This window comes from Bradyrhizobium manausense, assembly GCF_018129685.1.
In the GTDB taxonomy this organism is placed as follows: Bacteria; Pseudomonadota; Alphaproteobacteria; order Rhizobiales; family Xanthobacteraceae; genus Bradyrhizobium; species Bradyrhizobium manausense_D.
On the sequence record NZ_JAFCLG010000001.1, the window covers coordinates 152,620 to 176,970 of the forward strand.

A 24,351-nucleotide genomic window follows, 5' to 3' on the forward strand; every position below is an offset into this window, starting at 1 on the left:
TGTAGAATGCTTCGTCATCGCGTTTTGAGCGGCGTGAGCCTGCTCGCGCTCGGCAATGCGTTGGTTGGATTGCCGATCCAGAGTCATGCCCAGACATCAAACCAGGCGCTGCCGCCGGTTACGGTCGAGGCTCCAAATACAGCTGCGCGCAAGCCCGCGAAGCCCGTTCGGGCGCGGACGGCAGGTGTCCGAAATCGCAGCTCCAAGCCCGCAACGTCCAATCTGCCCGCGCCGGCTAGCGCTGACGGCGGGGCTGGTACTGGCAATGCACATCCCTCGCCGCAAACACCGGCGGCCGTGGCGCGCTATCAGCTACCGCAGGAATCCTTCAGCATTACCGCCAAGCGGATCGATGAGACCATCAACCTCAAGGATCCCGAGGACGCCGTAAAATACATGCCGAGCCTGTTCGTGCGGAAACGCAACGACGGCGACAACCAGGCGGTGCTCGCGACGCGAAGCTGGGGCCTGAACTCCAGTGCGCGGACGCTGATCTACTATGATGACCTGCTGATCTCGGCGCTCATCGGCAACAATAATTCGGGCGCATCGCCGAAGTGGAATCTGATCTCACCGGAAGCGATCGCGCGAATCGATTTCCTCAATGGTCCGTTCGCGGCCGCCTATCCCGGCAATTCTATTGGCGGTGTCCTGCTGATCACGTCCAAGATGCCGGACGAGCCATTTGCGGTAGCCAAGGAAACCGTCTCGGTCATGCCGTGGAATCAATACGGCACCAAGGACACCTACGTGACCAGCCAGACCAGCGCCGCCGCGGGCAATCGCGACGGCAAGCTGTCCTGGCTTGTCACTGCAAATCATCTCGACAGCTACCAGCAGCCACTGACCTACACGACCTTTGGCTCCGTTTTTGGTGTCGGCCCCGCAAACACGACCGGAGCCATTGGCGCGTGGAACAGGACAGGCGGCGTCGCGAATGTGATAGGTACAGGTGCGCTGGCACATTCACAGCAGACGTCCGGGAATCTGAGAGTTGCCTATGATATCTCGCCGCTGGTGCAGGCGACCTACTCGCTGGGCATCTGGAATAACCACCAGACCTCGGATCCACAGACCTATCTAAGGTCTACGTTCAACGGGCAGCCAACCTTCGGCGGCCAAGGTGCGTTCGCAAGCAACAAATACATCTGGGACCAGACCCATCTGAGCAACGCGGTAGCGATCAAGAGCGACACCAAAGGCGTCTTCGATTTTGACCTTTCAGCATCGAGCTATAACTATCTGCAAGACACTCAGCTCAATCCGTTCACCGTCACGCCGTTCAGCGCCACGCAGTCAGGCCTGGGCTATTCGTTGAACGGCAAGATTACCCGCAATGATGGTACGAACTGGCAAAACGCGGATGCCAAAGGCATCTGGAGGCCCTTCGGCATCGATGGCCCCCACGAGGTCAGCTTCGGCGTTCACGGCGACCGGTATCGGTTGGAAAACCCGGTCTATTTGTCCTCGGTCTGGTATGCGACGTCCTCGACTGGTACCGGTCAGCTTTTCACCACCGGCGTCGGCGAAACCCGTACCGGTGCGCTTTGGCTGCAGGACGCCTGGAAGATCGCTCCCGATCTGAAATTGACGCTGGGCGGGCGGCTCGAGACTTGGCGTTCACTGGACGGCTTCAACATCAACTCTATTCCGACCACCACCAGCGGCATTCCGGCCGCGCCGATCCCCGTCTTCGTGCCAGTCCCAAAGAACCAGCCAGGACTGAATTCGACCAACTTCTCGCCCAAAGCCTCGCTCTCTTATGATCTCAGCAAAGAGTGGAACGTCACCGCGAGCTTTGGTGAATCGTATCGCTATCCGACCGTCACCGAACTATATCAGAACATAACGGTTGCTGGTGTCGCGACATTCGCCAACCCAAACCTGAAACCCGAGCACGACTTTACCGGTGAATTGAACCTCGAGCGGAAATGGAATGATGGCCGCGTCAGGCTGACGCTGTTCAGGGAGAGAACCAACGACGCCATCATCTCGCAAACCACGAATGTGACGAATTCGACGGGCGGTCAGACTCCCACGACGACCATCGGCAATGTCGACGCGATACGGATGCAAGGTGTCGAGGTGTCGGCCGACAAGGATAACGTGCTTGTCAGGCGGCTGCAGGTGTTCGGCAGTATAACCTATGTGGACTCCCGGATTTTAAGCGACCCCACGTTTGTCAGTACGATCGGCGGTACAACAGCGACGGGCAAGCGCGTGCCCAATGTTCCGGAATGGCGCTCCACCGTCGGGCTGACCTATCGGCCGAACGACGACTGGGCTTATACGATCGCGGGACGCTATACCGGAAAGCAATTTGCGACCCTCGACAACACCGACACCTTTGCGCACGTCTATCAGGCCTTCGACCCGTTCTTGGTGTTCGACATGAAGATTCACTACAAGGCGACGCAGAACTTCTCGTTCGATTTCGGGATCGACAACATCTTCAACGCACAATACTTCCTGTTCCATCCGTTCCCGGGACGAACTTTCGTTCTCGCCGGCAAGTACACGTTCTGACGGATGGAACAGATCTCAACGGCGACAAGAAAGGCAATCGACATGAACAAGCTCTCAACCCTCTTCGCGCTCGCGGCTCTCTCAGCCGTCGTGATCGCAGCTCCCGTCCGCGCCGACGACGCCAAGGCCGGCGACCTCGTCATTTCTCAGGCCTGGAGTCGGGCAACACCTGGAGGCGCCAAGGTCGCCGGAGGCTTCCTGACCATCGAGAACAAAGGGACGGCGCCCGACAAGCTCATCGCCGTGTCGGCCGAAATCGCCGGCAAGGCCGAGATCCATGAAATGGCCATGGACAATGGCGTGATGAAGATGCGTCCGCTGGACAAGGGCCTCGTTATCGAGCCGGGCAAGACCGTCAAGCTCGCGCCGGGCGGCTATCACCTGATGCTCCAGGAGCTGAAGGGTCCGTTCAAGGAGGGCGAGAAGGTGCCGGTTACGCTCGAGTTCGAGAAGGCCGGCAAGGTCACCGTATCGCTCGATGTGCAGGGCGTCGGTGCGCAGGCGCCCGGCGGCGGAGGCATGATGATGAAGAAAATGCCCGATCATTCGGGAATGAAGATGTGACGCGGGTGATCTAACCTCCGGGAGATTGAGCATGTCGAAGATACCCTGGCTGATCCTTATGGCCGCGCTCGCCGCATCGCCTGCGGCAGCGCATGTCTATCTGGAAGGCAAGCAGGCCACGGTCGGCTCATCCTACAAGGCTGTCTTTGCTGTGCCGCACGGTTGTTCCGGCTCCCCTACGGTCAAGATCCGCGTGCAGATCCCCGAAGGCGTCATCGCGGTGAAGCCGATGCCGAAGGCCGGCTGGAACGTCGATGTCGTCGAGGGGCAATATGCCAGCCCGTACGACTATCACGGCAACAAGTTGACCTCCGGCGTGAAAGAAGTTGTGTGGTCCGGCGGCAAGCTGCCGGACCACAATTACGACGAGTTCGTCGTCAGCAGTTTTCTGACCGACAGTCTGAAGCCGAACACGACGTTGTATTTCCCGGTCGTGCAAGAGTGCGAGACGGGTGTCAGCCGCTGGATCGAAATCCCGGCGGAAGGCGCAGCGCATTCGCATGAAGACAGGTCGCCGGCGCCCGGCGTGAAACTGCTGCCCAAGCCGTAATGCGTCTTCTGGCTGCACTCACGACGCTGCTGATCGTCGTCGGCCATTCGACCGGCGCGTCAGCGCATGCGGCGCTGATCTCGGTCGAGCCGGCGAGTGGCAGTATCCTGGCGCGTGCACCGAAGGCCGTGGAACTGCGCTTCAGCGAGGCAGTGACGCCGGGCGCAATCCACTTGATCGACGGCGCGGGCAGGGTGCGCGACGATGCGCGCGTCACTGCATCGGGCGAGAGCATTTCGGTTGCGATGCCGCCGGACCTGCCGCAGGGCACGGCGGTCGTGAGCTATCGGGTGATCTCGCAGGACGGTCATCCCGTCGCGGCATCGGTGATCTTCTCCGTAGGCGCGCCGACGGCCACGCAGCCTCCGGCCAATGCCGATGGCTGGTTGGACGCGTTGATCTGGCTGTCGCGGATCGGTCTCTATGTCGGGCTATTTGTCGGTGTCGGTGGCGTTTTCTTTGGCCGCTGGATTGGCTGGTCGATGACCGGCATGGGTGTACCGCGCATTGCCCTGTTGGCGGGTCTCCCAAGCGCGGTTGTCTCGCTTGGCGTGCTGTGTCTCGATCTTCTCGGCTTGCCGGCGGCAGCGCTTGTCAGTGCGGCTCCCTGGACCGTCGCATTCGTGACGAGTGCCGGCCCGGCTTTGCTCGTTGCCATCGCGGCGATGCTGCTCGCGCTGACGGCGCTCGGTCGCGCGTGGTATGCGCGCGTTCTTGCCGCCATCGCTTTCGCCGGCGTCGGTCTGTCGCTTGCGATGACCGGGCACGCCGCAACGGCATCGCCCGAGGTGCTGACGCGGCCCGCGGTCTTTGTCCATGGCCTCGCCGTCGCGTTCTGGATCGGCGCGTTGGCACCGCTTGCAGCGCTGCTATCGAAGCCGGCGCCGGCAGTGCTGCCGCTGCTGAACCGTTTCTCGCGCATCGCCATGCCGGTGGTCGCGGCCCTGGCGCTGACGGGCCTCACGCTTGCGGTCATCCAGCTCGAAAAGCCGTCAGCGCTGGTCGAGACCGGCTATGGCCTTCTTCTTTCGGTCAAGCTGGCGCTGGTGTTGTCCCTGCTAGGGCTCGCCGCACTCAACCGCTATCGGCTGACGCCGGCGTTGGTGAAAGATCAAGGAGCGGCTTTCGCGCTCAAACGCTCGATCCTGCTGGAGTGCGGGGCCGCGCTCGGCATTTTCGCCGTCGTCGCCGGCTGGCGGTTCACGCCGCCGCCGCGGACGATCGTCCCGGAGACTCCGCTTGCGATCCACATCCACAGCGACAAAGCGATGTTCCAGGTGCTGGTGTCCCCGGGCAAGCCCGGCATCGATGATTTCGTGCTTCAGCTCATGACCGGCGAGGCGACGCCGCTGAAGGCCAAGGAGGCGACGCTGACGCTGAGCCTGCCGGAGCGGGGCATCGAGCCGATCGAGCGCGACGCCGAGCTGGGGCCGGACGGCTACTGGCATGTCCGCAAAGTCGGGCTGCCCTTCGCCGGCCGCTGGCACGTGAGGATCGACGCGCTGGTGACCGATTTCGAGAAGATCACCCTCGAGGACGAGCTCGAGGTTCTGCCGCCCTAGGTCCGGCGCGCTTCAAGTCGAACCTGAAGGCAAAGGAAAAATGACAGGAATTCCGTCGCGTTAGCGGCTTTTCCTCATTCCCGGTCTTGTGTTTTTGCTCCCAATCCGGTTTCACTGCAACCCCTCACTGATTCCCAGAGCATTGCCATGCGGTTGTCGCGGTTCTTTCTGCCCATTCTGAAGGAAAATCCGAAGGAAGCGGAGATCGTCTCGCATCGGCTGATGCTGCGCGCTGGCATGATCCGGCAGGAGGCGGCCGGCATCTATGCGTGGCTGCCGCTCGGTTTCCGGGTGTTGAAGAAGATCGAGCAGATCGTGCGCGAGGAGCAGGACCGTTCCGGCGCGCTGGAACTGCTGATGCCGACGCTCCAGCTGGCCGATCTCTGGCGTGAGAGCGGCCGCTATGATGCCTATGGCCCGGAAATGCTGCGCATCGCCGACCGCCACAAGCGCGAGCTGTTGTACGGGCCGACCAACGAGGAAATGATCACCGAGATCTTCCGCGCTTACGTGAAGTCCTACAAGAACCTGCCGCTCAATCTCTATCATATTCAATGGAAATTCCGCGACGAGCAGCGTCCGCGCTTCGGGGTGATGCGCGGCCGCGAGTTCCTGATGAAGGACGCCTATTCCTTCGATCTCAACGAAGCCGCAGCGCGCGTCGCCTACAACAAGATGTTCGTCGCCTATTTGCGCACCTTCGCGCGGATGGGCCTCAAGGCGATCCCCATGCGCGCCGAGACCGGCCCGATCGGCGGCGATCTCAGCCACGAGTTCATCGTGCTCGCGGAAACCGGTGAATCCGGCGTGTTCATCAATCGCGACGTCCTCGACCTGCCGGTGCCGGGCGAGGACGTCGACTACAACAGCGACCTGACGCCGATCATCAAGCAGTGGACCTCGGTCTATGCAGCGACCGAGGACGTTCACGACGCCGCGCGGTTCGAGCAGGAAGTGCCTGCCGACAAGCGGGTCAACACCCGCGGCATCGAGGTCGGCCAGATCTTCTATTTCGGCACGAAATACTCCGAGCCGATGAAGGCGATGGTGGCCGGCCCTGACGGCGTCGACGTGCCGATCCATGGCGGATCCTACGGCGTCGGCGTCTCGCGCCTGCTGGGGGCCATCATCGAGGCCTGCCATGACGATGCCGGCATCAAATGGCCGGAGGCCGTGGCCCCGTTCCGCGTCGCGATTCTCAACCTCAAGCAAGGCGATGCCGCGGTGGATGGGGCCTGCGAGAAGCTCTATGCCGAACTGACCGCCAAGGGTGTCGACGTTCTCTATGACGACACCGACCAGCGCGCCGGTGCCAAATTCGCGGCCGCCGACCTGATCGGCATCCCCTGGCAGATCATGATCGGGCCGAAGGGGCTGGCCGACGGCAAGATCGAGCTCAAACGCCGCGCCGACGGCTCGCGCGAGAATTTGTCGCCGGCGGACGTCGTCGCACGCCTGGTCGGCTGATTATTGTTCATCGCCCGATATCGCGGCCGCCAATCCGGCCACAATTGACCCCGAATCATGGGATTATCGAGCGATGGATGAAACCATGACCGAAACCGTTCAAACTGCGCCGTTCGCACCCTTCGAGTGGATGCTGTCGGCCCGCTATCTGCGGGCGCGGCGCAAGGAGGGATTCATTTCGGTCATCGCCGGGTTCTCCTTCCTCGGCATCATGCTCGGCGTGGCCACGCTGATCATCGTGATGGCCGTGATGAACGGCTTCCGCAAAGAGCTGCTCGACAAGATCCTGGGACTCAATGGCCACATCCTGGTCCAGCCGCTGGAATCGCCGCTGACCGACTGGAAGGACGTCGCCGAGCGCATCAGCCAGGTCCAGGGCATCCGGCTGGCCGCGCCCGTGGTCGATGGTCAGGCGCTGGCCTCCTCGCCGTGGAACGCCTCGGGCGTGCTGGTGCGCGGCATCCGGTCCGACGATCTCAACAACCTCACGTCCATTGCGAAGAACATCAAGCAGGGCTCGCTGGAGGGCTTTGACGACGGGCAGGGCGTTGCGATCGGCCGACGGCTTGCCGACCAGCTGTCGCTGCATGCCGGCGACAGCGTCACGCTGGTCGCGCCGAAGGGGGCAGTGACGCCGATGGGCACCACGCCGCGCATCAAGCCGTACAAGATCGTCGCCGTGTTCGAGATCGGCATGTCCGAATACGATCTCGGCTTCGTCTTCATGCCGCTCGCCGAGGCGCAGGCCTACTTCAACCGCAGCAGCGACGTCACGTCGATCGAGGTGTTCACCACCAACCCCGACAGGATCGACGCCTTCCGCAAATCGGTCACGGAGGCGGCGGGCCGGCCGGTGTTCCTGGTCGACTGGCGCCAGCGCAACTCGACCTTCTTCAACGCGCTCCAGGTCGAGCGCAACGTGATGTTCCTGATCCTGACCATGATCGTGCTGGTGGCAGCGCTCAACATCGTCTCCGGCCTGATCATGCTGGTGAAGGACAAGGGCAGCGACATCGCGATCCTCAGGACGATGGGCGCATCGCAAGGTTCGATCATGCGGATCTTCCTGATCACGGGCGCCTCGATCGGCGTGGTCGGCACGCTGGTCGGCTTCTTCGTCGGCCTCGTGATCTGCCTCAACATCGAATCCATCCGGCAATTCCTGTCCTGGCTGACCTCCACAGAGCTGTTCTCGCCGGAGCTCTACTTCCTGTCGAAACTGCCTGCCGAGATCGACGTCGGCGAGACCACGGCCGTCGTCATCATGGCGCTGACGCTGTCGTTCCTGGCGACGCTTTATCCGTCGTGGCGCGCCGCGCGCCTCGATCCGGTCGAAGCGCTGCGGTACGAGTGAGGGACTGATGGAGCGGGAGCACGGGGCGGAAGATGTACCGGTTATCTATCTCCACGAGATAAGGCGGCAGTACCTCCAGGGCGAGGCGGCGCTGACGATCCTCGACAACGCCAAGCTGGCGCTGTGGGCGGGTCAGTCGGTCGCGCTGGTTGCGCCGTCGGGCTCGGGCAAGTCGACGCTGCTGCATATTGCGGGGCTGCTCGAGGCGCCCGACTCCGGTGAGGTCTACGTCAACGGTGCGCCGACCTCGCAGCTGCCCGACATCGAGCGGACGCAGCTGCGCCGCAGCGACATCGGCTTCGTCTACCAGTCGCACCGGCTGCTGCCGGAATTCTCCGCGCTCGAGAACGTCATGCTGCCGCAGATGATCCGCGGCCTGAAGAAGTCCGAGAGCGTCAAGCGGGCCAAGGAGATCCTCGGCTATCTCGGCCTCGGCGAGCGCATCACCCATCGCCCGGCGGAGCTGTCGGGCGGCGAGCAGCAGCGCGTCGCGATCGCGCGCGCGGTCGCCAATGCGCCGCGCGTGCTGCTGGCGGACGAGCCGACCGGCAATCTCGATCCGCACACCGCCGACCACGTGTTCCAGGCGCTGATGCAGCTGGTCAGGGCGACCAAGGTGTCGATGCTGATCGCGACCCACAACATGGAGCTCGCCGGCCGCATGGACCGGCGCGTCTCGCTGTCGAACGGCCAGGTCGTCGAGCTCGACTAGCCAAAACGCGCAAAACAACCCCATGCACAGTAGACGGAAGCGGCCGTCTACATCAGGGGTGAGGCGGCCCAGCCATCTGACATCGCAGGCAAAACGGCGGCGGTCGCGCATCGCCGCCGCCTTCAGGCAATTTACGGCCGGATCACCGTCATGCTGAACGGGCCGGCGTTGGCGGCGGCATGGGCAACGGCCTCGTTGGCGTGATCGAGATCGAAGTCCCTGGTCTCGTAGTGGTCGAGGCGCAGAAGCCCCGCGCGCACCAGGGCGATCAGGCGCACCGCTGCATCCGCCGGATACATCCAGACGCCGTGGATGGTGATGCATTCGCGCATGATCCAGTTGTAGGGCAGCTCGAGGCCGGCGCCGCCCTGCATGTTGACGCCACCCATCAGCACGACGCGGCCGTAGGGGCGCAACGTCATGATGGCGGCGCGTACGACCGTTGTCGCGACCGAAGGCGGCATGATGTCGAGCACGCAATCGATCGGGCCGGGTGCGGCGCGCTTCATGCGCGCGCAATCGTCGGCCTCGTTGCCTGTCAGCTTCACGGGTTTGACGCGTTCGCCGTAACGGCGCACGAGCTCGGCCAGCATCGCCTCGTTGCGGCCCGGCGCCACCACGCAGGCCGCGCCCATCGCCAGCGCCACCGCGACCGCGGCGCTGCCGAAATTGCCGGTCGCGCCGCTCACCAGCACGGTCTCGCCGGGCTGGAGCTTGGCAGCCAGGAAGCCGCCATACGGCACCAGCATGTTGCCCAGCGCGCACCATCGACTGGCCTCCGCGGCGTCGATCTGGCCGAGCCGCGTCACGTTCTCCGTCGGCAGGCGCATCTGCTCGGCGAACGAGCCGTCGTGGAAATATTTCTGGAGCCGCATGCCGCCTTCTCCGCGGGCACTGACGCCCTGCAGGTGAATGTCGGGCGCGATCGCGTCGTCGCGCGCGCGCACCGTCGGTCCGCACAGCACCCAGTCGCCGATTGCAAGCTTGGTCGCGTCCGGGCCGATCGCGCGCACCCGGCCGACCCCGCCCGCGCCGGGAACGACGGGGAGGTCGAGCGCGTATTGGCGCTCGCCGCTCAACACCTCGTTGGTATACGAGATCACGCGGGTGGCAACGATGTCGACGATCACTTCGCCGGTGCCGAGCACCGGGGCGGGCACGTTCTCGATCGCCAGCGGGGATCCGAAGGATTTCAGTACGGCAGCTTTCATGATGTTCACCTCAGGGACGGGTGATACGGATATGCGGCGCGTTTGACGGGACAAGAAGGCCTGGTATTATCCTAGTATTGGAAGAGCCCTCCATCACGGGAGCACGCCATGGCCGACCAACGCCGCGTCGAATTCGGCGATTTCCTTCGCTCCCGGCGCGAGAAGCTGTCGCCGAAGTCGGTCGGTCTTCCCGCGGGGCAGAGGCGGCGCACGGCGGGGTTGCGGCGCGAGGAGGTGGCGCAGCTCGCCGGCATCGGGGTCGACTGGTACATCCGGCTCGAGCAGGGCCGCACCGTCAGCCCGTCGGTCACCACAGTCGATGCGCTGGCGCGGGCGCTGCGCCTCAGCAAAACCGAGCATGCGCATCTCAAGGACCTCGCGCGCGACGGCGAGAGGCGACCCTTCACCCGCGAGGTGGTGCCGCCGGCCATTCGGCGACTGGTCGAGAGTCTTCCGCACCCGGCCTACATCACCGGGCGGAGATGGGACGTGCTGGCCTGGAACAAGGCGGCCGAGGAGATCTTCGCGTTCGGGCGATTGCCCGAAGAGGATCGCAATACGCTGCTGCTGGTGTTGACCAACAAGAAGACCCGGAAATCCTATGGTGCAGGCTGGGCTGATATGGCCAAGCGCATGGTCGCGATGTTTCGCGCCACCCACGACGTCTGGGCGGGCGATCCCGCTTTTGCCGAATTGGTGACGCGGCTGCGCGCAGGCAGTCCCGAATTCGTCAAATGGTGGGACGCGCACGACGTGCAGGGCACCCTGTCAGGCCGCAAGACCTTCACCCACCCGACCAAGGGCGTGCTGCATTTCGAGCACGCCAGCTTTCAGGCCAACGACGATCCTGCGCTGAAGCTCGTGATCTACACGCCGGTGTAGCGCGCAGTCAGGGCGACTGCTCGTTCCATTATCCCGCAACAAGCCGTTTGCGTCGGGAGGCCGAAATAGATCGACGGGCCGGCGGCTGGCCGATGAGGCGGGAACTTACCATCTGCGCGGCTGTTGCCGATGTCCAATGCAGCTGTTGCTGCGTTGTCCAACGGAGAGCTCGATGGCCGATAATAACACCAAGAATCCGAACGAAAAACAGCCCGGCGAAAAGCCTGATGGCACGTATCACTTCAATCCCGGCAACCAGTCCGGCAAAAGTCAATCTGTTCCCAAGGACCGGCCTGAACCGGGGAACAATAAGGATGCGATTCAGAATCCCGACAAGCGCCCGTGACAGTGATCCTTTGATTATGGCGCGCGACAGGACACAAGCCGCGCGCCATCGAATTGGACTGTCGTCTCTCTCGAGCCCAGACTTTTCAGACAAACTGCGTCCAACAAAGCACGGTGCACCCAGATCTTCGCTTTGCTGACTTCGCAAGCCCTCCCTTTGGGCCGGCGATGCCGAAATATCAAAAAATGACGAGTTGCGGTCAATATTGACCAGCCAGCCCATTTCGAGGGCGCGAAAGTACCTCATCAGGGTCGGTGTCCGGCGGCGCTTGGGCGCTCTTCCTGACAAGGGGGTGCCGCACATGCCCAGCTCTCACGCATTGCCAGCTGGTTCGCCGCTTAGCGCCCTCGAACACCCGCGCTGTCCGCACTGCCAGATCCGCACGTTCCTGGCCGGCATTGCGCCCGGCCCTGCGGGTTACGAACTCCGCACGTTCGAGTGCCCCAAATGTGATCGTGCCCAGCGCACCCTGGTGGTCAACGACCCCATGAACGGCGACGCGAGGGGCTGGCTGGCCGGCGGGCTGAAACCCCCGGACTAGGTTTTGGCAACGTGATGGAAGAGCAGAAGCGTGAGGCCCCGCATGCGTAACAGCAATAAGATCCCTTACTTGACGGCAGACCATTTGGACGAGCAAGCAGACGCGCGGGCCGATGAGGCGAAACAATTGCCCGAAGGAGAAGCGCGACAGAAGGCGCTTCGTAACGCAGCACAGTTGAGGACCTATGCTTCCATGAAGCGCGCGCTCGCGCCGCAAGCCGCCAAATCGAAATAGCAGACGCGGATAGGTTGTCGGATTTGGACCGCGAGATAAGCCAAAATGCTGAATTCGGCCGAGGTTCGCGCGCAATGAGCAATGTACTTTCCTACGCGCTATTGACGCAGGTGCGACCGGCCGCCCGTTCGTGAGCAAGGGCAGGGAGGCAGCGCGGGAAAGTCCGATCCGCGGTTCCCGGACAAGGATCGCATCCTGCTCTTACACCTCCTGATCATGTCGATGGGCCTGAAATGGGTGGAAGCGATCCCGACAGCGGCGAGCGACGTGGCTGCCTTCTGCGCAAAATACGGAACCTCGACGGAACTTGCGGAGTCGCGGACACGGACATCGACGCGCGCGGAACACGACCGCGAATGTGGCGAGTGCGGGCGAGAATGTGGCGACAATGCGGAGGCAAGACGATGCGCACAATTTTCGATTCGTCGATCACACGATCGTGCGCGCGACATTGTTGCGCGCGTTCGCAATGCGTCTCGCCGACACGACGCTGAAACTGCAAAATAGTCTTGTTTCAAAGGGTTTCCGTGCATGCGCGGCTAAACGTTCATTAATGGTGCGCGGCCCTTTGGTGCGAACTGTTGCGTCGAGGTTACAGCAATTCCGTGGATCGCTGTTATGACGTCGCCATGGCCCGGGGGCCTAATGACGAAACTGGAACGGGATTCAAATGAACAAGAATTTGTTGCTTGCCGCTGTGAGCCTCGTCGCGATCAGCGCGACTGCGCCGGCGCTGGCTGCTGACCTCGCTGCGCGGCCTTACACCAAGGCACCCGCGATGATCGCCACGGTCTATGACTGGAGCGGCTTCTACATCGGTATCAACGGCGGCGGTGCTTCCGCTCGCGCGAGGTGGGATCAGACCGCTCCGCTGGTTGGCGGCGAAGGTTCTCACAATGCCACGGGTGGCACGGTCGGTGGCCAGGTCGGCTATCGCATGCAGTCCGGCCAATGGGTGTTCGGCGTGGAAGGCCAGGGCAACTGGGCTGACTTCACCGGCGACAACACCAGCGCGCTGCTCGCTCAGCGCAACCGTACCAAGATCGACTCGTTCGGTCTGATCACCGGCCAGGTTGGTTACGCCTGGAACAACGTGCTCGTCTATGCCAAGGGCGGTGCGGCCGTCGTCGGCGTCAAGAACGAGGTGTTCAGCACGGCGACCGGCGGTCTGCTCGCCTCGAACAGCGACACCCGCTGGGGTGGCACGGTTGGCGCCGGCCTCGAAGTCGGCTTTGCGCCGAACTGGTCGGTGGGCGTGGAGTACAACCACATCTTCCTGTCGGACAAGGACGTCACCTTCGTTGGCCTCAAGACGGATCGTATCCGTCAGGACGTCGACATGGGCCTCGTCCGCCTGAACTACAAGTTCGGCGGCCCGATCGTTGCCAAGTACTGAGAACGGTCGCTCTGAACAGAGCTGATGTCGAAAGCCCCGGCCTTGCGCCGGGGCTTTTTTATGCTGCAAACCCAACGAGTTAACCATTTCATTTTGAAACGGCCAAGTTCGCTTGACTCCGGAGAACGAAATGAGAACAATGTTCTTCATACGTTCTAGTGATGGAGCAAGCCCATGTTCAGGATTTTCGTGGAAGAAGCCGCTGCACTGACGTCGATCGCGCTGTTCGTCGGAATGATCGCGATCTGGGCCCAGGTGATCCCGCAGCTCTAGCTGCGACGGAAACCTCTGATGGCCGTTTCTATGGCCACCTGAATGGCAGCTTGGGGAAAAGCGGGATGAGGCAGCGGATCGGCAGGTCCAGCGTGGACTCTGGCGCGGCGAGCCCCCACCATCGTGGGGCGAGTCGCCCAAGCGCATGCATGATGCGCCTGACGCCGGCGACCGCTCCAACTCATCTGCAAGAGGCCGTCACGCGACCATGCCGAGCGCCGGATTTGTCCACCTTCACGTTCACTCGGCCTATTCGCTGCTCAAGGGCTCGATCAAGATCGCCAGGCTCGGCGAGCTCGCGAAGAAGGACCACCAGCCCGCGCTGGCGCTGACCGATACCGACAATCTGTTCGGCGCGCTGGAATTCTCGGACAAGATGGCCGGTTACGGCATCCAGCCGATCGTCGGCTGCGAGCTTGCGATCGACTTCGGCGACCAGGATCCCAACGCGCGCAACGCGCTGCCGCCTTCGCGCGTGGTGCTGCTGGCCGCGCAGGAGCGCGGCTATCGCAGCCTGATGCGGCTGAATTCACGCGCGTTCCTCGAGTCGCCCGACAGTCACGCGCCATTCATCAGGTTCGACTGGTTCGACGGCGAGACCGAGGGCCTGATCGCGCTGACGGGCGGTCCCGACGGACCGATCGCGCTCGCACTTGCCAGCGGCCAGACCGAGGTTGCGGCCGCGCGCTGCGAGCGTCTCGCCGGCCTGTTCGGCGACCGCCTCTATGTCGAACTGCAGCGCCACAACGTCGACAAGGAACGGCGGATCGAGAGCGGGTTGATCGACATCGCCTACGCCAAAGGCCTGCCGCTGGTCGCGACCAACGAGCCGTATTTCGCCACGACCGACGATTACGAAGCGCATGACGCGCTGCTTTGCATCGCCGGCGGCAGACTGATCGCCGAGACCGAGCGCGAGCAGCTGACGCCCGATCACCGCTTCAAGACCCGCGCCGAAATGGCGGTGCTGTTCGCCGACATTCCGGAGGCGCTTGCCTCGACGGTCGAGATCGCCGAGCGCTGCTCGTTCCGCCCGATGACGCGCAAGCCGATCCTGCCGTTCTTCACGGTCGGCGCCGCGAACAGCTCCGATGCGGCCGCCGTCGAGGCGGCCGAATTGAAGCGACAGGCGGAGGAGGGGCTCGCCAATCGCCTGCGCGTCCACGGCCTGTCGCAGGGCACGACGGAGGAAGACTACAACAAGCGCCTGGCGTTCGAGCTCGACGTCATCATGCGCATGAAATACGCGGGCTACTTCCTGATCGTGTCCGACTTCATCAAATGGGCGAAGGGCCAGGGCATTCCGGTCGGACCGGGCCGCGGCTCGGGTGCGGGCTCGCTGGTCGCCTGGGCTCTGACCATCACCGACCTCGACCCGATCAAGTTCGGCCTGCTGTTCGAGCGCTTCCTCAATCCCGAGCGCGTCTCGATGCCGGACTTCGACATCGACTTCTGCCAGGACCGCCGCGGCGAGGTGATCAGTTACGTGCAGCAGCGCTATGGCCGCGATCAGGTCGCGCAGATCATCACCTTCGGCACGCTGCAGGCGCGCGGCGTGCTGCGCGACGTCGGGCGTGTGCTGCAGATGCCCTACGGCCAGGTCGACAAGCTGACGAAACTCGTGCCGCAGAATCCGGCCGCGCCCGTGACGCTGGCTGCCGCGATCGAGAGCGAGCCGAAGCTGCAGGCGTTCCGCGATGAAGATCCCGTCGTGGCGCGCGCGTTCGACATCGCGCAGCGCCTCGAAGGCCTGACGCGGCACGCCTCGACCCACGCGGCCGGCATCGTGATCGGCGATCGTCCCCTGAGCGAGCTCGTGCCGCTCTACCGCGATCCCAAATCCGACATGCCGGTGACCCAGTTCAACATGAAATGGGTCGAGCCGGCCGGCCTCGTCAAGTTCGACTTCCTCGGCCTGAAGACGCTGACTGTGCTAGACGTCGCCTGCAAGCTGCTCAAGCCGCGCGGCATTCATGTCGATCTCGCCACGCTGCCGATCGACGATGCCGAGAGCTACCAGATGCTGGCGCGCGGCGAGGTGGTCGGCGTGTTCCAGGTTGAAAGCCAGGGCATGCGGCGCGCGCTGGTCGACATGCGGCCCGACCGTTTCGAGGACATCATCGCGCTGGTGGCGCTGTATCGCCCGGGTCCGATGGCGAACATCCCGACCTATTGCGCCCGCAAGCACGGCGACGAGGAGCCGGAATATCTGCATCCGGTGCTCGAGCCGATCCTGAAGGAGACCTTCGGCGTCATCATCTACCAGGAACAGGTGATGCAGATCGCGCAGGTGATGTCGGGCTATTCGCTCGGCGACGCCGACCTGCTCCGCCGCGCCATGGGCAAGAAGATCCGCGCCGAGATGGACAAGCAGCGCGACATCTTCGTCGCGGGCGCGGTGAAGAACGGCGTGCCGAAGGGGCAGGCCGAGACCATCTTCGAGCTGCTGGCGAAATTCGCCGACTACGGCTTCAACAAGAGCCACGCGGCAGCCTACGCGCTGGTGTCCTACCATACCGCCTATATGAAGGCGCATTATCCGGTGGAGTTCATCGCGGCGTCGATGACGCTCGATCTCAACAACACGGACAAGCTCTCCGAATTCCGCGCCGAGGCGCAGCGCCTCGGCATCAAGGTCGAGCCGCCGAACATCAATCGCTCCGGGGCGACCTTCGAGGTCGGCGACAAGGTCATCTACTATGCGCTCGCCGCGCTGAAAGGCGTCGGCATCCAGGCGATCGACCAGATCATCGAGGAGCGGACCAGGCGGGGCCTGTTCACCTCGCTCGCCGACTTCGCCGCGCGCGTCAATCCGCGAGCGATCAACAAGCGCATCATCGAAAGTCTCGCCGCTGCCGGCGCCTTCGACACGCTGGAGCCCAACCGCGCGCGCGTCTTCGCGGGCGCAGATTCGATTCTGGCCGCCTGCCAGCGTGCGCATCAGGCCGAGACCATCGGCCAGAACGACATGTTCGGCATGTCGGCGGATGCGCCGACGATCATGCTGCCGCAGATCGAGCCGTGGCTGCCGGCTGAAAAGCTTCGCCGCGAATACGACGCTGTCGGCTTCTTCCTGTCGGGTCATCCGCTCGACGATTACGCGACCGTCTTGAAGCGGCTGCGAGTGCAGAGCTGGGCGGAATTCTCGCGCGCGGTGAAGACGGGTGCGACCGCCGGCAAGGTCGCGGCGACAGTGGTGTCGCGCATGGAGCGGCGCACCAAGACCGGCAACAAGATGGGCATCATGGGCCTGTCCGATCCCACCGGCCATTTCGAAGCCGTGCTGTTCTCCGAAGGCCTTGCGCAATATCGCGACGTGCTGGAGCCGGGCGCGGCGGTGCTGCTTCAACTCGGTGCGGAACTCCAGGGCGAGGACGTTCGCGCGCGCGTGCTGCATGCCGAGCCGCTCGATGATGCCGCCGCCAAGACGCAGAAGGGCCTGCGCATCTTCGTGCGCGATACCAAGCCGCTGGATTCGATTGCCAAACGTCTGGCAGGTCCCGAAGCCGCCGGCGCTCCTGCGCCGAAGATCGGCAGCCCCGGCATTGCGCCGCGCTCCAACGGCGACGGCGAGGTCTCGCTGGTGATGATGCTCGACCTCGAGACCGAGGTCGAGATGAAGCTGCCCGGCCGCTTCAAGGTCTCGCCGCAGATCGCCGGGGCGATCAAGGCCGTGGCCGGTGTGGTGGACGTGCAGCAGATCTGAGACGCGATCCGAGACCAGAACGCAATCTCCCTTGCAACCACACCGTGTCCTTTAATATGCTCAAGACGGGCGTATCGGGGCGGTGGGAAGCGATGTTCTGGCGGAGCGTGTCTGCGCTGTTGTTTGCGGTCGTGCTGGTCGGCTGCGAGACTGAACGAAACGGGCTGGACTATTCGGCAATGACGCAAAAGATCGGACCGCCGGCTGCGGGACGGTCGCGCATCGTGGTGCTTCGCGAGAAGGGATTTGGCGGCATCACCGATCCGGGTTGGGACGTGAAGCTCGACGGCGGGCCGATGGCCGATCTCAAGACCGGTACCTATGTTTATCTGGATCGCCCGGCAGGCCAGCACCAGATATCGGCCACCGCCGCGATGTTCCCGGGCGTCAGCCAAAAAGATTTCTCCACCCAGGCGGGACGCACCTATTTCTTCCTGGCCAGACCGAGCGACAGGTCGAAGGTCCTGGGCGGAATGGCGTCTGCCGGCGGTGTCGCCGGCCTGCTCGTGGGGGCTGCGATCACGTCCAACGACAGCAATCCCGGACCGCTCGATTTCTTTCCACTCGAGGAAGATGCCGCCCGAACGACGATCGCCGAACTGCGGTTGGCGCCATAGCAATCGTTCGGCCCGCATCGCGGCGTTATCCGTTGGGTCGTGACATCCGGGTCCGGAGACATCGGCGGCGCTCGCGAAGCTGACGTGGAGCTGACCGGGAGGTGAGGGTCGGCCATTCCGTCGCCTCAATCCGAGCCTTTCGTTCAACTGTCATTCAGGCTGCTGCGCGTCTCATGCGCGGCGAACCTCAAAACAATAATGGGCAAGCAAGCCATGCGCGGGACATACAAGGTCTTCATCTGCTTCCTCCTACCGCTCCTGATCGTTGCCGCAGGCACGGCGCAGCCGGTCCGTGCCCAGCAGCAGGAAAAGCGCATCGCGCTTGTGGTCGGCAACGGCGCCTATGCCAAGTCGCCGCTGGCGACCACCGCCAACGATGCCGGCCTGATCGCGCAGACGCTGCAGGCCGCCGGCTTCGACGTGGTCGGTGCCCGCGATCTCGACGCCGACACGCTGCGCAAGAGTCTTCGCGACTTCATCCAGAAGGCGCAGGCCTCCGGACCCGGCACCGTCGCGATGGTCTATCTGGCCGGGTATGGCGTGCAGCTGGCCGGCGAGAACTATTTCATCCCTGTTGATTCCAACATCTCGCGCGACACCGACATTCCGACCGAGGCCTTGCGCATCAGCGACTACGCCCGCCAGCTCGCCGCCATCCCGCTCAAGGCCAACATCATCGTGCTCGACGCCGCGCGCGCGCAGCCCTTCGTCGAGGGGGGCCAGCAGCCGATCGCGAGCGGGCTGGCGCTGGTCGAGCCCGATCCGAACATGCTGATCGCCTTCAACGCAGCCCCCGGCACGGTGGCCCCCGAAGAGCCGGGGCCCTACGGCATCTACGCGCAATCGCTCGCCGAGATGATCCGCACCGGCGGGCTGACGCTGCCGGAGGTGTTCGACCGCGTCCGCTTGCGCGTCAATGAGAACTCCAAGGGCGCGCAGGTGCCCTGGGACGATCAGAAGGTCAGTGCTCCCTTCTCCTTCTTCGATCGCGCGCCCGACGCACCGCCGCCGGCGGCCGCACCCGATCAGGTCGCCGCGATCCGCAACAAGCCGATTCGCGATCTCGGCGTGCAGGACGCCTATGCAGCCGCGCTCGAGCGGGACACGCTGCCGGCCTATGAGGAGTTTCTCGCGGCCTATCCCGGCGATCCCCTGGCCAAGCGCGTGATGGCGATCGTGGCCGCGCGCCGCGAGGCGATCACGTGGCGGCGCAGCTATCGCGCCGATACGCCGGACGCTTATTGGTCCTATCTGCGCCGCTATCCGCGCGGGCCGCATGCGGGCGATGCGCGGCGAAGGCTTGCGATCCTGACCGCGCCGATCGAGCCGCCGCCGACCTTCGCAATGATGGACTATGACGTGCCGCCGCCGCCGCCGGCCGAGGTGGTCTATGTCGATCGTCCGGTGCTGTATTTCAGCGATCCGGATTTCGGCTTCGAGCCGCCACCGCCGCCGCCGGTCTATTTCTGCCCGCCGCCGCCGCCGGATTTCATCGTGCTGGCGCCGCCGCTGCCCGTCGTCGGTCTGTTCGTGCTGCCGCAGCCGATGTTCGTGCCGATTCCGGTGTTCGTCCGGCCGCCGATCTATGTCGCGCCGCCGCCGAACAACATCATCTACCAGAACATTCACAACACCACGGTGATCAACACCGTGATCAACCAGGCGCCGGCTCCGCCGCCTGCCGGGAATACCGCGGCCGCGGCGCTCGTGGCAGCGAATGGAGCTGGCCGCGCCGGCGCGCTGACGCCGGTGCCCGGCGCCGTCAGGCAGACGGCGATGGCAATCCAGAGCAACCCTGGTCAGCAACTCAAGCCGAGCCAGGCGGCGTTCGTCAGCAACCCGACGGCAAAGCCGGCCGCGATGATGGTGAAGCCGGTCAACGCCACGCCGAACGCAATCGCTCCCACCGCGGCGCCCCCGGCCGGCCACGCGCTTCCGATTCCCGGCACCCAGAACACGCCGCCCGTACCGGCTGGCGCGGCGGGGTCGCAGACCGCGCCGAACCGGCTGGCGCCGACGGCAAATGCGCCTGTGAACGGCCAGCAGGTTCATCCGAATGCCGCGACTGCACCTGCAAACACGATCGCTCCGGCAAACGCCGCGACCACTCCGGCCGCCAAGCCGCCCGTGGCGCAAACGCCGGCGACCGGCGCGCCGGATCCGCATGCGAAATCGTTGGCGCATGAGCCTGTCGTCACGCCGCCCGCCACGACCCCTGCGGGCAAGCCGACCGTGACCACGAACGTGACCAACGGGAAGCCGACGCAGCCTTCGCCGCCGATCGCCACGCGGGAGCAGATCAAGCCGCAGGGGCAACGACCCCCAACACCGACGCCCGCGCAGGTTACCAAGCCGGCGCCGTCGGCGCCGCACCAGCAGGCCGTCGCAAGGCCATCGGCTTCGCCTCCGCCCCGGATGGCCGCGCCACCGCCGCGGGTGGCGGCACCGCCGCCGCGGCCGCCGGTCGCCGCCGCCCGGCCAGCGCCGCCGCCTCCTCCTGCGGCCCGTCCGGCACCGCCACCGCCGCCGCCCCGGGTGGCTGCAGCCCCACCGCGTCCGGCTCCCCCGCCGCCGCCACGTCCTGCAGCTCCTGCGGCCCCGAAGAAATGCCCGCCTAACCAGCCAAAGTGCTAGGCCGTGCCCGTTCCGGCGAGGTCGGAACGGGGCTCTAGATTGTTGATTTCACGCGTTTTCTGGATGCGAACCGGCTCCACGTCGCTAGAAAACGCTTGATCGGGCAGGTCGGTGGTGCCGGAACGGGTCTTTCGCGGGCAGCAAATGCCCGGAAAGGCCCTTATTTCCTTGCTTCTGGCCGAAATGGCGCTATACAGCGCGCCATCTCACACGGAAGCATGGCTCACAAGGCCGTCCGGTGGCAGCCGGGGCGACGTCGCTCCGTTTTGCTCACACGCTTCCGGAGGAACCAACCGGAGAACCAGAACGATGGCACTACCCGATTTCACTATGCGTCAGCTGCTCGAAGCTGGCGTGCACTTTGGTCACCAGTCTCACCGCTGGAATCCGAAAATGGCTCCGTTCATTTTCGGTACCCGTAACAACATCCACATCGTCGACCTCGCCCAGACCGTTCCGTTGCTGCATACGGCCCTTCAGGCCGTCAGCGACACCGTCGCCAAGGGTGGCCGCATCCTGTTCGTCGGCACCAAGCGCCAGGCGCAGGACGGCGTTGCCGATGCGGCCAAGCGCTGCGCGCAGTATTTCGTCAATTCGCGCTGGCTCGGCGGCACGCTGACCAACTGGAAGACGATCTCGGCCTCGATCAAGCGCCTGCGTCACCTCGACGAAGTGCTGGCCGGCGGCGAGGCCAATTCCTACACCAAGAAGGAGCGCCTGACGCTCCAGCGCGAGCGCGACAAGCTCGACCGCTCGCTCGGTGGCATCAAGGACATGGGCGGTCTTCCCGACATGATCTTCGTGATCGACACCAACAAGGAAGACATCGCGATCCAGGAAGCCCAAAGGCTCAACATCCCGGTCGCCGCGATCGTCGACACCAATTCCGATCCGAAGGGCATCACGTATGTGGTGCCGGGCAATGACGATGCCGGTCGCGCGATCTCGCTGTACTGCGACCTGGTCGCGCGCGCTGCGATCGACGGCATCGGACGCGCCCAGGGCGATTCCGGCATCGACATCGGTGCATCGGCCCGTCCGGTCGCCGAAGAGCTGCCCGCGACCGCCGGCTTCCAGGGCCTTGCCGGTCCGCGCGGCACCGCCGACGACCTCAAGAAGCTCCCGGGCGTGTCGGGCGCGATCGAGAAGAAGTTCAACGACCTCGGCATCTTCCACTTCTGGCAGCTCGCCGAGCTCGACCACGACACCGCCCACACGATCGGCGAAGAAGTCGGTCTGCCGAGCCGCGCGGATGCCTGGGTGGCCAAGGCCAAGGCGCTGACCGCGGAAGCGGAATAGTCAGAGCGATCGGTTGGCCGGATCGGATCCGGCCACCATTTCATTCAGTTGACGCGAATTCCTGAGATGGACCGCGGCGGGGCAATTGGCGCCACGCCGCGGCAAACCGGCAGGCAAGAAGGATTTTCAACGATGGCAACGATCACTGCTGCGATGGTCAAGGATCTGCGCGAGTCCACCGGCGCAGGCATGATGGACTGCAAGGCCGCGCTGACCGAAAACGACGGCAACATGGAAGCGGCCCAGGACTGGCTGCGCAAGAAGGGCCTGTCGAAGGCCGCCAAGAAGTCGGGCCGCGTCGCTGCCGAGGGCCTGATCGGCGCGCTCACCAAGGGCAACAAGGGCGTGGTGGTCGAGGTGAACTCCGAGACCGACTTCGTTGCGCGCAACGATCAGTTCCAGGGTCTGGTCAAGATGGTCGCGCAGGTCGCTTTCAGCGCCGGCGCAGATGTCGAGAAGATCAAGGCCGCCAAGGTCGGCGACGTCACGGTGGAAACCGCGATCAACGACGCGATCGCCACCATCGGCGAGAACATGACGCTGCGCCGCGCAGCCTCCCTCGAAGTGCCGCAGGGCGTGGTGTCGCACTACGTCCACGGTGCCGTCGTCGACGGTGCCGGCAAGATGGGCGTGCTCGTTGCGCTGGAATCGCCGGGCAAGGCCGACGAGCTCGCGGCGCTCGGCCGCCAGATCGCGATGCATGTCGCCGCCACCAACCCGCTCGCGCTCGACCCGACCGGCCTCGATCCGGCCGTCGTGAAGCGCGAGAAGGACGTGCTCGCCGACAAATATCGCCAGCAGGGCAAGCCGGAGAACGTGATCGAGAAGATCGTCGAGTCCGGCCTGAAGACCTATTACAAGGAAGTCTGCCTGCTCGAGCAGGCCTTCATCCACGACACCGGCAAGTCGGTGGCGCAGGCGGTGAAGGAAGCCGAAGGCAAGGTCGGCGGAGCCGTGAAGATAGCGGGTTTCGTGCGCTATGCTCTCGGTGAGGGAATCGAGAAGCAGGAATCGGACTTCGCGGCCGAGGTCGCGGCGGCCAGCGGCAAGAAATAAGCGCCGGAACACCTCCTTCCGGCGTGCCGCCGGAAGCGGCGCCCGGACAAGGAAAGTGCTCATGACTGATCCGGTCTATCGTCGCGTCGTGATCAAGCTGTCCGGCGAATATCTCGCGGGACAGCAGGGCTTTGGCATCGATCAGCCGACCATCGACCGGGTTGCGGACGATCTGATCGCCGCCCGCCAGCTCGGCACCGAGGTGGCGGTGGTGATCGGCGGCGGCAATATCTTTCGCGGCGTCGAAGTGTCCTCGCGCGGCGTGTCGCGCACGACCGGCGACACCATGGGCATGCTCGCCACCATGATGAACTGCCTCGCGCTCGAAGCCACGATCGAGCGCAAGGGCACGCCGGCGCGGACGCTGTCGGCGTTCGTCATGCCGGAGATTTCGGAGCTGTTCACGCGCACTGCGGCGCACAAATACCTCGCGGAGGGGCGAATCATCGTGCTCGGCGGTGGAACCGGCAATCCGTACTTCACCACGGACACGACAGCGGTGCTCCGCGCCGCCGAGATCGGCGCCGAGGCGGTGCTGAAGGCGACCAATGTCGACGGCGTCTACTCGGCAGATCCGAAGAAGGACCCGTCCGCGACCCGGTTCGACCGGCTGACGCATTCGCAGGCCATCGAGGGCGGCTACAAGGTGATGGATGCGACCGCCTTCGCACTTGCTCGCGAGACGTCGCTGCCTATCATCGTATTTTCGATCGCGCAGCCCGGTTCGATCGGCGCGATTCTGCGCGGTGTCGGCCACGGGACTGTCGTCGCCGGCTGACGGCTCATCCGGCGCGCCCCAAGAGAGGGGTGCGAGGGGTGCGGCGAAGTCGCCGGGTTATTGAAGGAGAAACGTGATGGCCACGGGTACTTTCGACCTCAACGAAGTGAAGCGCCGCATGCAGGGCGCGGTCGCATCGCTCAAGCACGAGCTCGGCGGCCTGCGCACCGGCCGCGCGTCGGCCTCGATGCTCGATCCGGTGCAGGTCGAGGCTTATGGCGGTCACATGCCGCTCAATCAGCTCGCCACCGTCAGCGTGCCCGAGCCGCGCCTGATCTCCGTGCAGGTCTGGGACAAGTCGATGGTGAAGGCGGTGGAGAAGGCGATCGTCGATTCCAATCTCGGCCTGTCGCCGGCGACCGAAGGCCAGGTGCTGCGCCTGCGTATTCCCGAGCTCAATGAGGAGCGCCGCAAGGAGCTGGTCAAGGTCGCGCACAAATACGCCGAAGCCGCCAAGGTCGCCGCGCGCCACGTGCGCCGCGATGGCCTGGACGTTCTGAAGAAGCTCGAGAAGAATCACGAGATGTCGGAGGACGATCAGAAGCGTCACGCCGACGAGGTGCAGAAGGCGACCGACGGCACCATCACCGAGATCGACCAGCTGCTGGCCGCCAAGGAAAAAGAAATCCTCACCGTCTAAGGC

The 24,351-nt window shown here is 64.3% G+C and carries 19 protein-coding genes; 18 read left to right on the top strand and 1 reads right to left on the bottom strand.

The window, feature by feature from the left end; genetic code table 11:
- The first annotated feature begins 6 nt into the window (after positions 1-6).
- From JQ621_RS00805 to JQ621_RS00835, 7 genes are all read left to right on the top strand, one after another.
- Positions 7-2,526 carry a TonB-dependent receptor gene (locus JQ621_RS00805; protein WP_212232530.1) on the top strand — a complete coding sequence of 840 codons (2,520 nt, stop codon included), beginning with the start codon at positions 7-9 and terminating at the stop codon, positions 2,524-2,526.
- A gap of 42 nt (positions 2,527-2,568) precedes the next feature.
- Positions 2,569-3,090 carry a copper chaperone PCu(A)C gene (locus JQ621_RS00810; protein ID WP_212232531.1) on the top strand — a complete coding sequence of 174 codons (522 nt, stop codon included), beginning with the start codon at positions 2,569-2,571 and terminating at the stop codon, positions 3,088-3,090.
- Positions 3,091-3,121: 31 nt separating this feature from the next.
- Entirely contained in the window at positions 3,122-3,640 is a 519-nt protein-coding gene (locus JQ621_RS00815) for a YcnI family copper-binding membrane protein (RefSeq protein WP_212232532.1), read from the top strand.
- Positions 3,640-5,202: a copper resistance CopC/CopD family protein gene (locus JQ621_RS00820; protein ID WP_212232533.1), complete on the top strand. Its 1,563-nt coding sequence runs from the start codon at positions 3,640-3,642 to the stop codon at positions 5,200-5,202. The genes JQ621_RS00815 and JQ621_RS00820 overlap by 1 nt, the downstream gene beginning before the upstream one ends.
- Positions 5,203-5,349: 147 nt before the next feature.
- The gene (proS, locus tag JQ621_RS00825; protein WP_212232534.1) at positions 5,350-6,669 is read left to right on the top strand and encodes a proline--tRNA ligase; all 1,320 of its coding nucleotides are present in this window, start codon (positions 5,350-5,352) and stop codon (positions 6,667-6,669) included.
- 73 nt (positions 6,670-6,742) lie between these two features.
- Positions 6,743-8,023: a lipoprotein-releasing ABC transporter permease subunit gene (locus JQ621_RS00830; protein WP_212232535.1), complete on the top strand. Its 1,281-nt coding sequence runs from the start codon at positions 6,743-6,745 to the stop codon at positions 8,021-8,023.
- A 7-nt stretch (positions 8,024-8,030) separates the two neighbouring features.
- Complete coding sequence (locus JQ621_RS00835; RefSeq protein ID WP_212232536.1) at positions 8,031-8,735, top strand: ABC transporter ATP-binding protein; 705 nt, start codon at positions 8,031-8,033, stop codon at positions 8,733-8,735.
- 131 nt (positions 8,736-8,866) lie between these two features.
- On the opposite strand, the gene JQ621_RS00840 is transcribed toward JQ621_RS00835, so the two are convergent.
- Positions 8,867-9,946, bottom strand: a complete 1,080-nt coding sequence (locus JQ621_RS00840) for an alcohol dehydrogenase catalytic domain-containing protein (protein WP_212232537.1) — start codon at positions 9,944-9,946, stop codon at positions 8,867-8,869.
- Positions 9,947-10,054: 108 nt separating this feature from the next.
- Here JQ621_RS00840 and JQ621_RS00845 point away from each other — a divergent pair, with 108 nt between their 5' ends.
- From JQ621_RS00845 to frr, 11 genes are all read left to right on the top strand, one after another.
- The gene (locus JQ621_RS00845; protein ID WP_212232538.1) at positions 10,055-10,828 is read left to right on the top strand and encodes a helix-turn-helix transcriptional regulator; all 774 of its coding nucleotides are present in this window, start codon (positions 10,055-10,057) and stop codon (positions 10,826-10,828) included.
- A 172-nt stretch (positions 10,829-11,000) separates the two neighbouring features.
- Entirely contained in the window at positions 11,001-11,174 is a 174-nt protein-coding gene (locus tag JQ621_RS00850; RefSeq protein WP_212232539.1) for a hypothetical protein, read from the top strand.
- Between the two features lie 583 nt (positions 11,175-11,757).
- Positions 11,758-11,949, top strand: coding sequence for a hypothetical protein (locus JQ621_RS00855; RefSeq protein WP_212232540.1), 192 nt, complete (start codon positions 11,758-11,760; stop codon positions 11,947-11,949).
- A gap of 670 nt (positions 11,950-12,619) precedes the next feature.
- On the top strand, positions 12,620-13,345 hold the full coding sequence (locus tag JQ621_RS00860) for an outer membrane protein (protein ID WP_212232541.1): 726 nt from the start codon (positions 12,620-12,622) through the stop codon (positions 13,343-13,345).
- Between the two features lie 481 nt (positions 13,346-13,826).
- Positions 13,827-17,324, top strand: a complete 3,498-nt coding sequence (gene dnaE / locus JQ621_RS00865) for a DNA polymerase III subunit alpha (RefSeq protein ID WP_212233756.1) — start codon at positions 13,827-13,829, stop codon at positions 17,322-17,324.
- A 92-nt stretch (positions 17,325-17,416) separates the two neighbouring features.
- Positions 17,417-17,941 (top strand): DUF2846 domain-containing protein, encoded by a 525-nt coding sequence (locus tag JQ621_RS00870; protein ID WP_212232542.1) that lies wholly within the window; start codon positions 17,417-17,419, stop codon positions 17,939-17,941.
- 213 nt (positions 17,942-18,154) lie between these two features.
- Positions 18,155-20,575, top strand: coding sequence for a caspase family protein (locus tag JQ621_RS00875; protein ID WP_212232543.1), 2,421 nt, complete (start codon positions 18,155-18,157; stop codon positions 20,573-20,575).
- Positions 20,576-20,884: 309 nt separating this feature from the next.
- Positions 20,885-21,874, top strand: coding sequence for a 30S ribosomal protein S2 (locus tag JQ621_RS00880; protein ID WP_212232544.1), 990 nt, complete (start codon positions 20,885-20,887; stop codon positions 21,872-21,874).
- Between the two features lie 132 nt (positions 21,875-22,006).
- Positions 22,007-22,930, top strand: coding sequence for a translation elongation factor Ts (gene tsf / locus JQ621_RS00885; RefSeq protein WP_212232545.1), 924 nt, complete (start codon positions 22,007-22,009; stop codon positions 22,928-22,930).
- Between the two features lie 61 nt (positions 22,931-22,991).
- On the top strand, positions 22,992-23,708 hold the full coding sequence (gene pyrH, locus JQ621_RS00890; RefSeq protein ID WP_212232546.1) for a UMP kinase: 717 nt from the start codon (positions 22,992-22,994) through the stop codon (positions 23,706-23,708).
- Between the two features lie 76 nt (positions 23,709-23,784).
- The gene (gene frr, locus JQ621_RS00895; protein ID WP_212232547.1) at positions 23,785-24,348 is read left to right on the top strand and encodes a ribosome recycling factor; all 564 of its coding nucleotides are present in this window, start codon (positions 23,785-23,787) and stop codon (positions 24,346-24,348) included.
- The last annotated feature ends 3 nt before the right edge of the window (positions 24,349-24,351 follow it).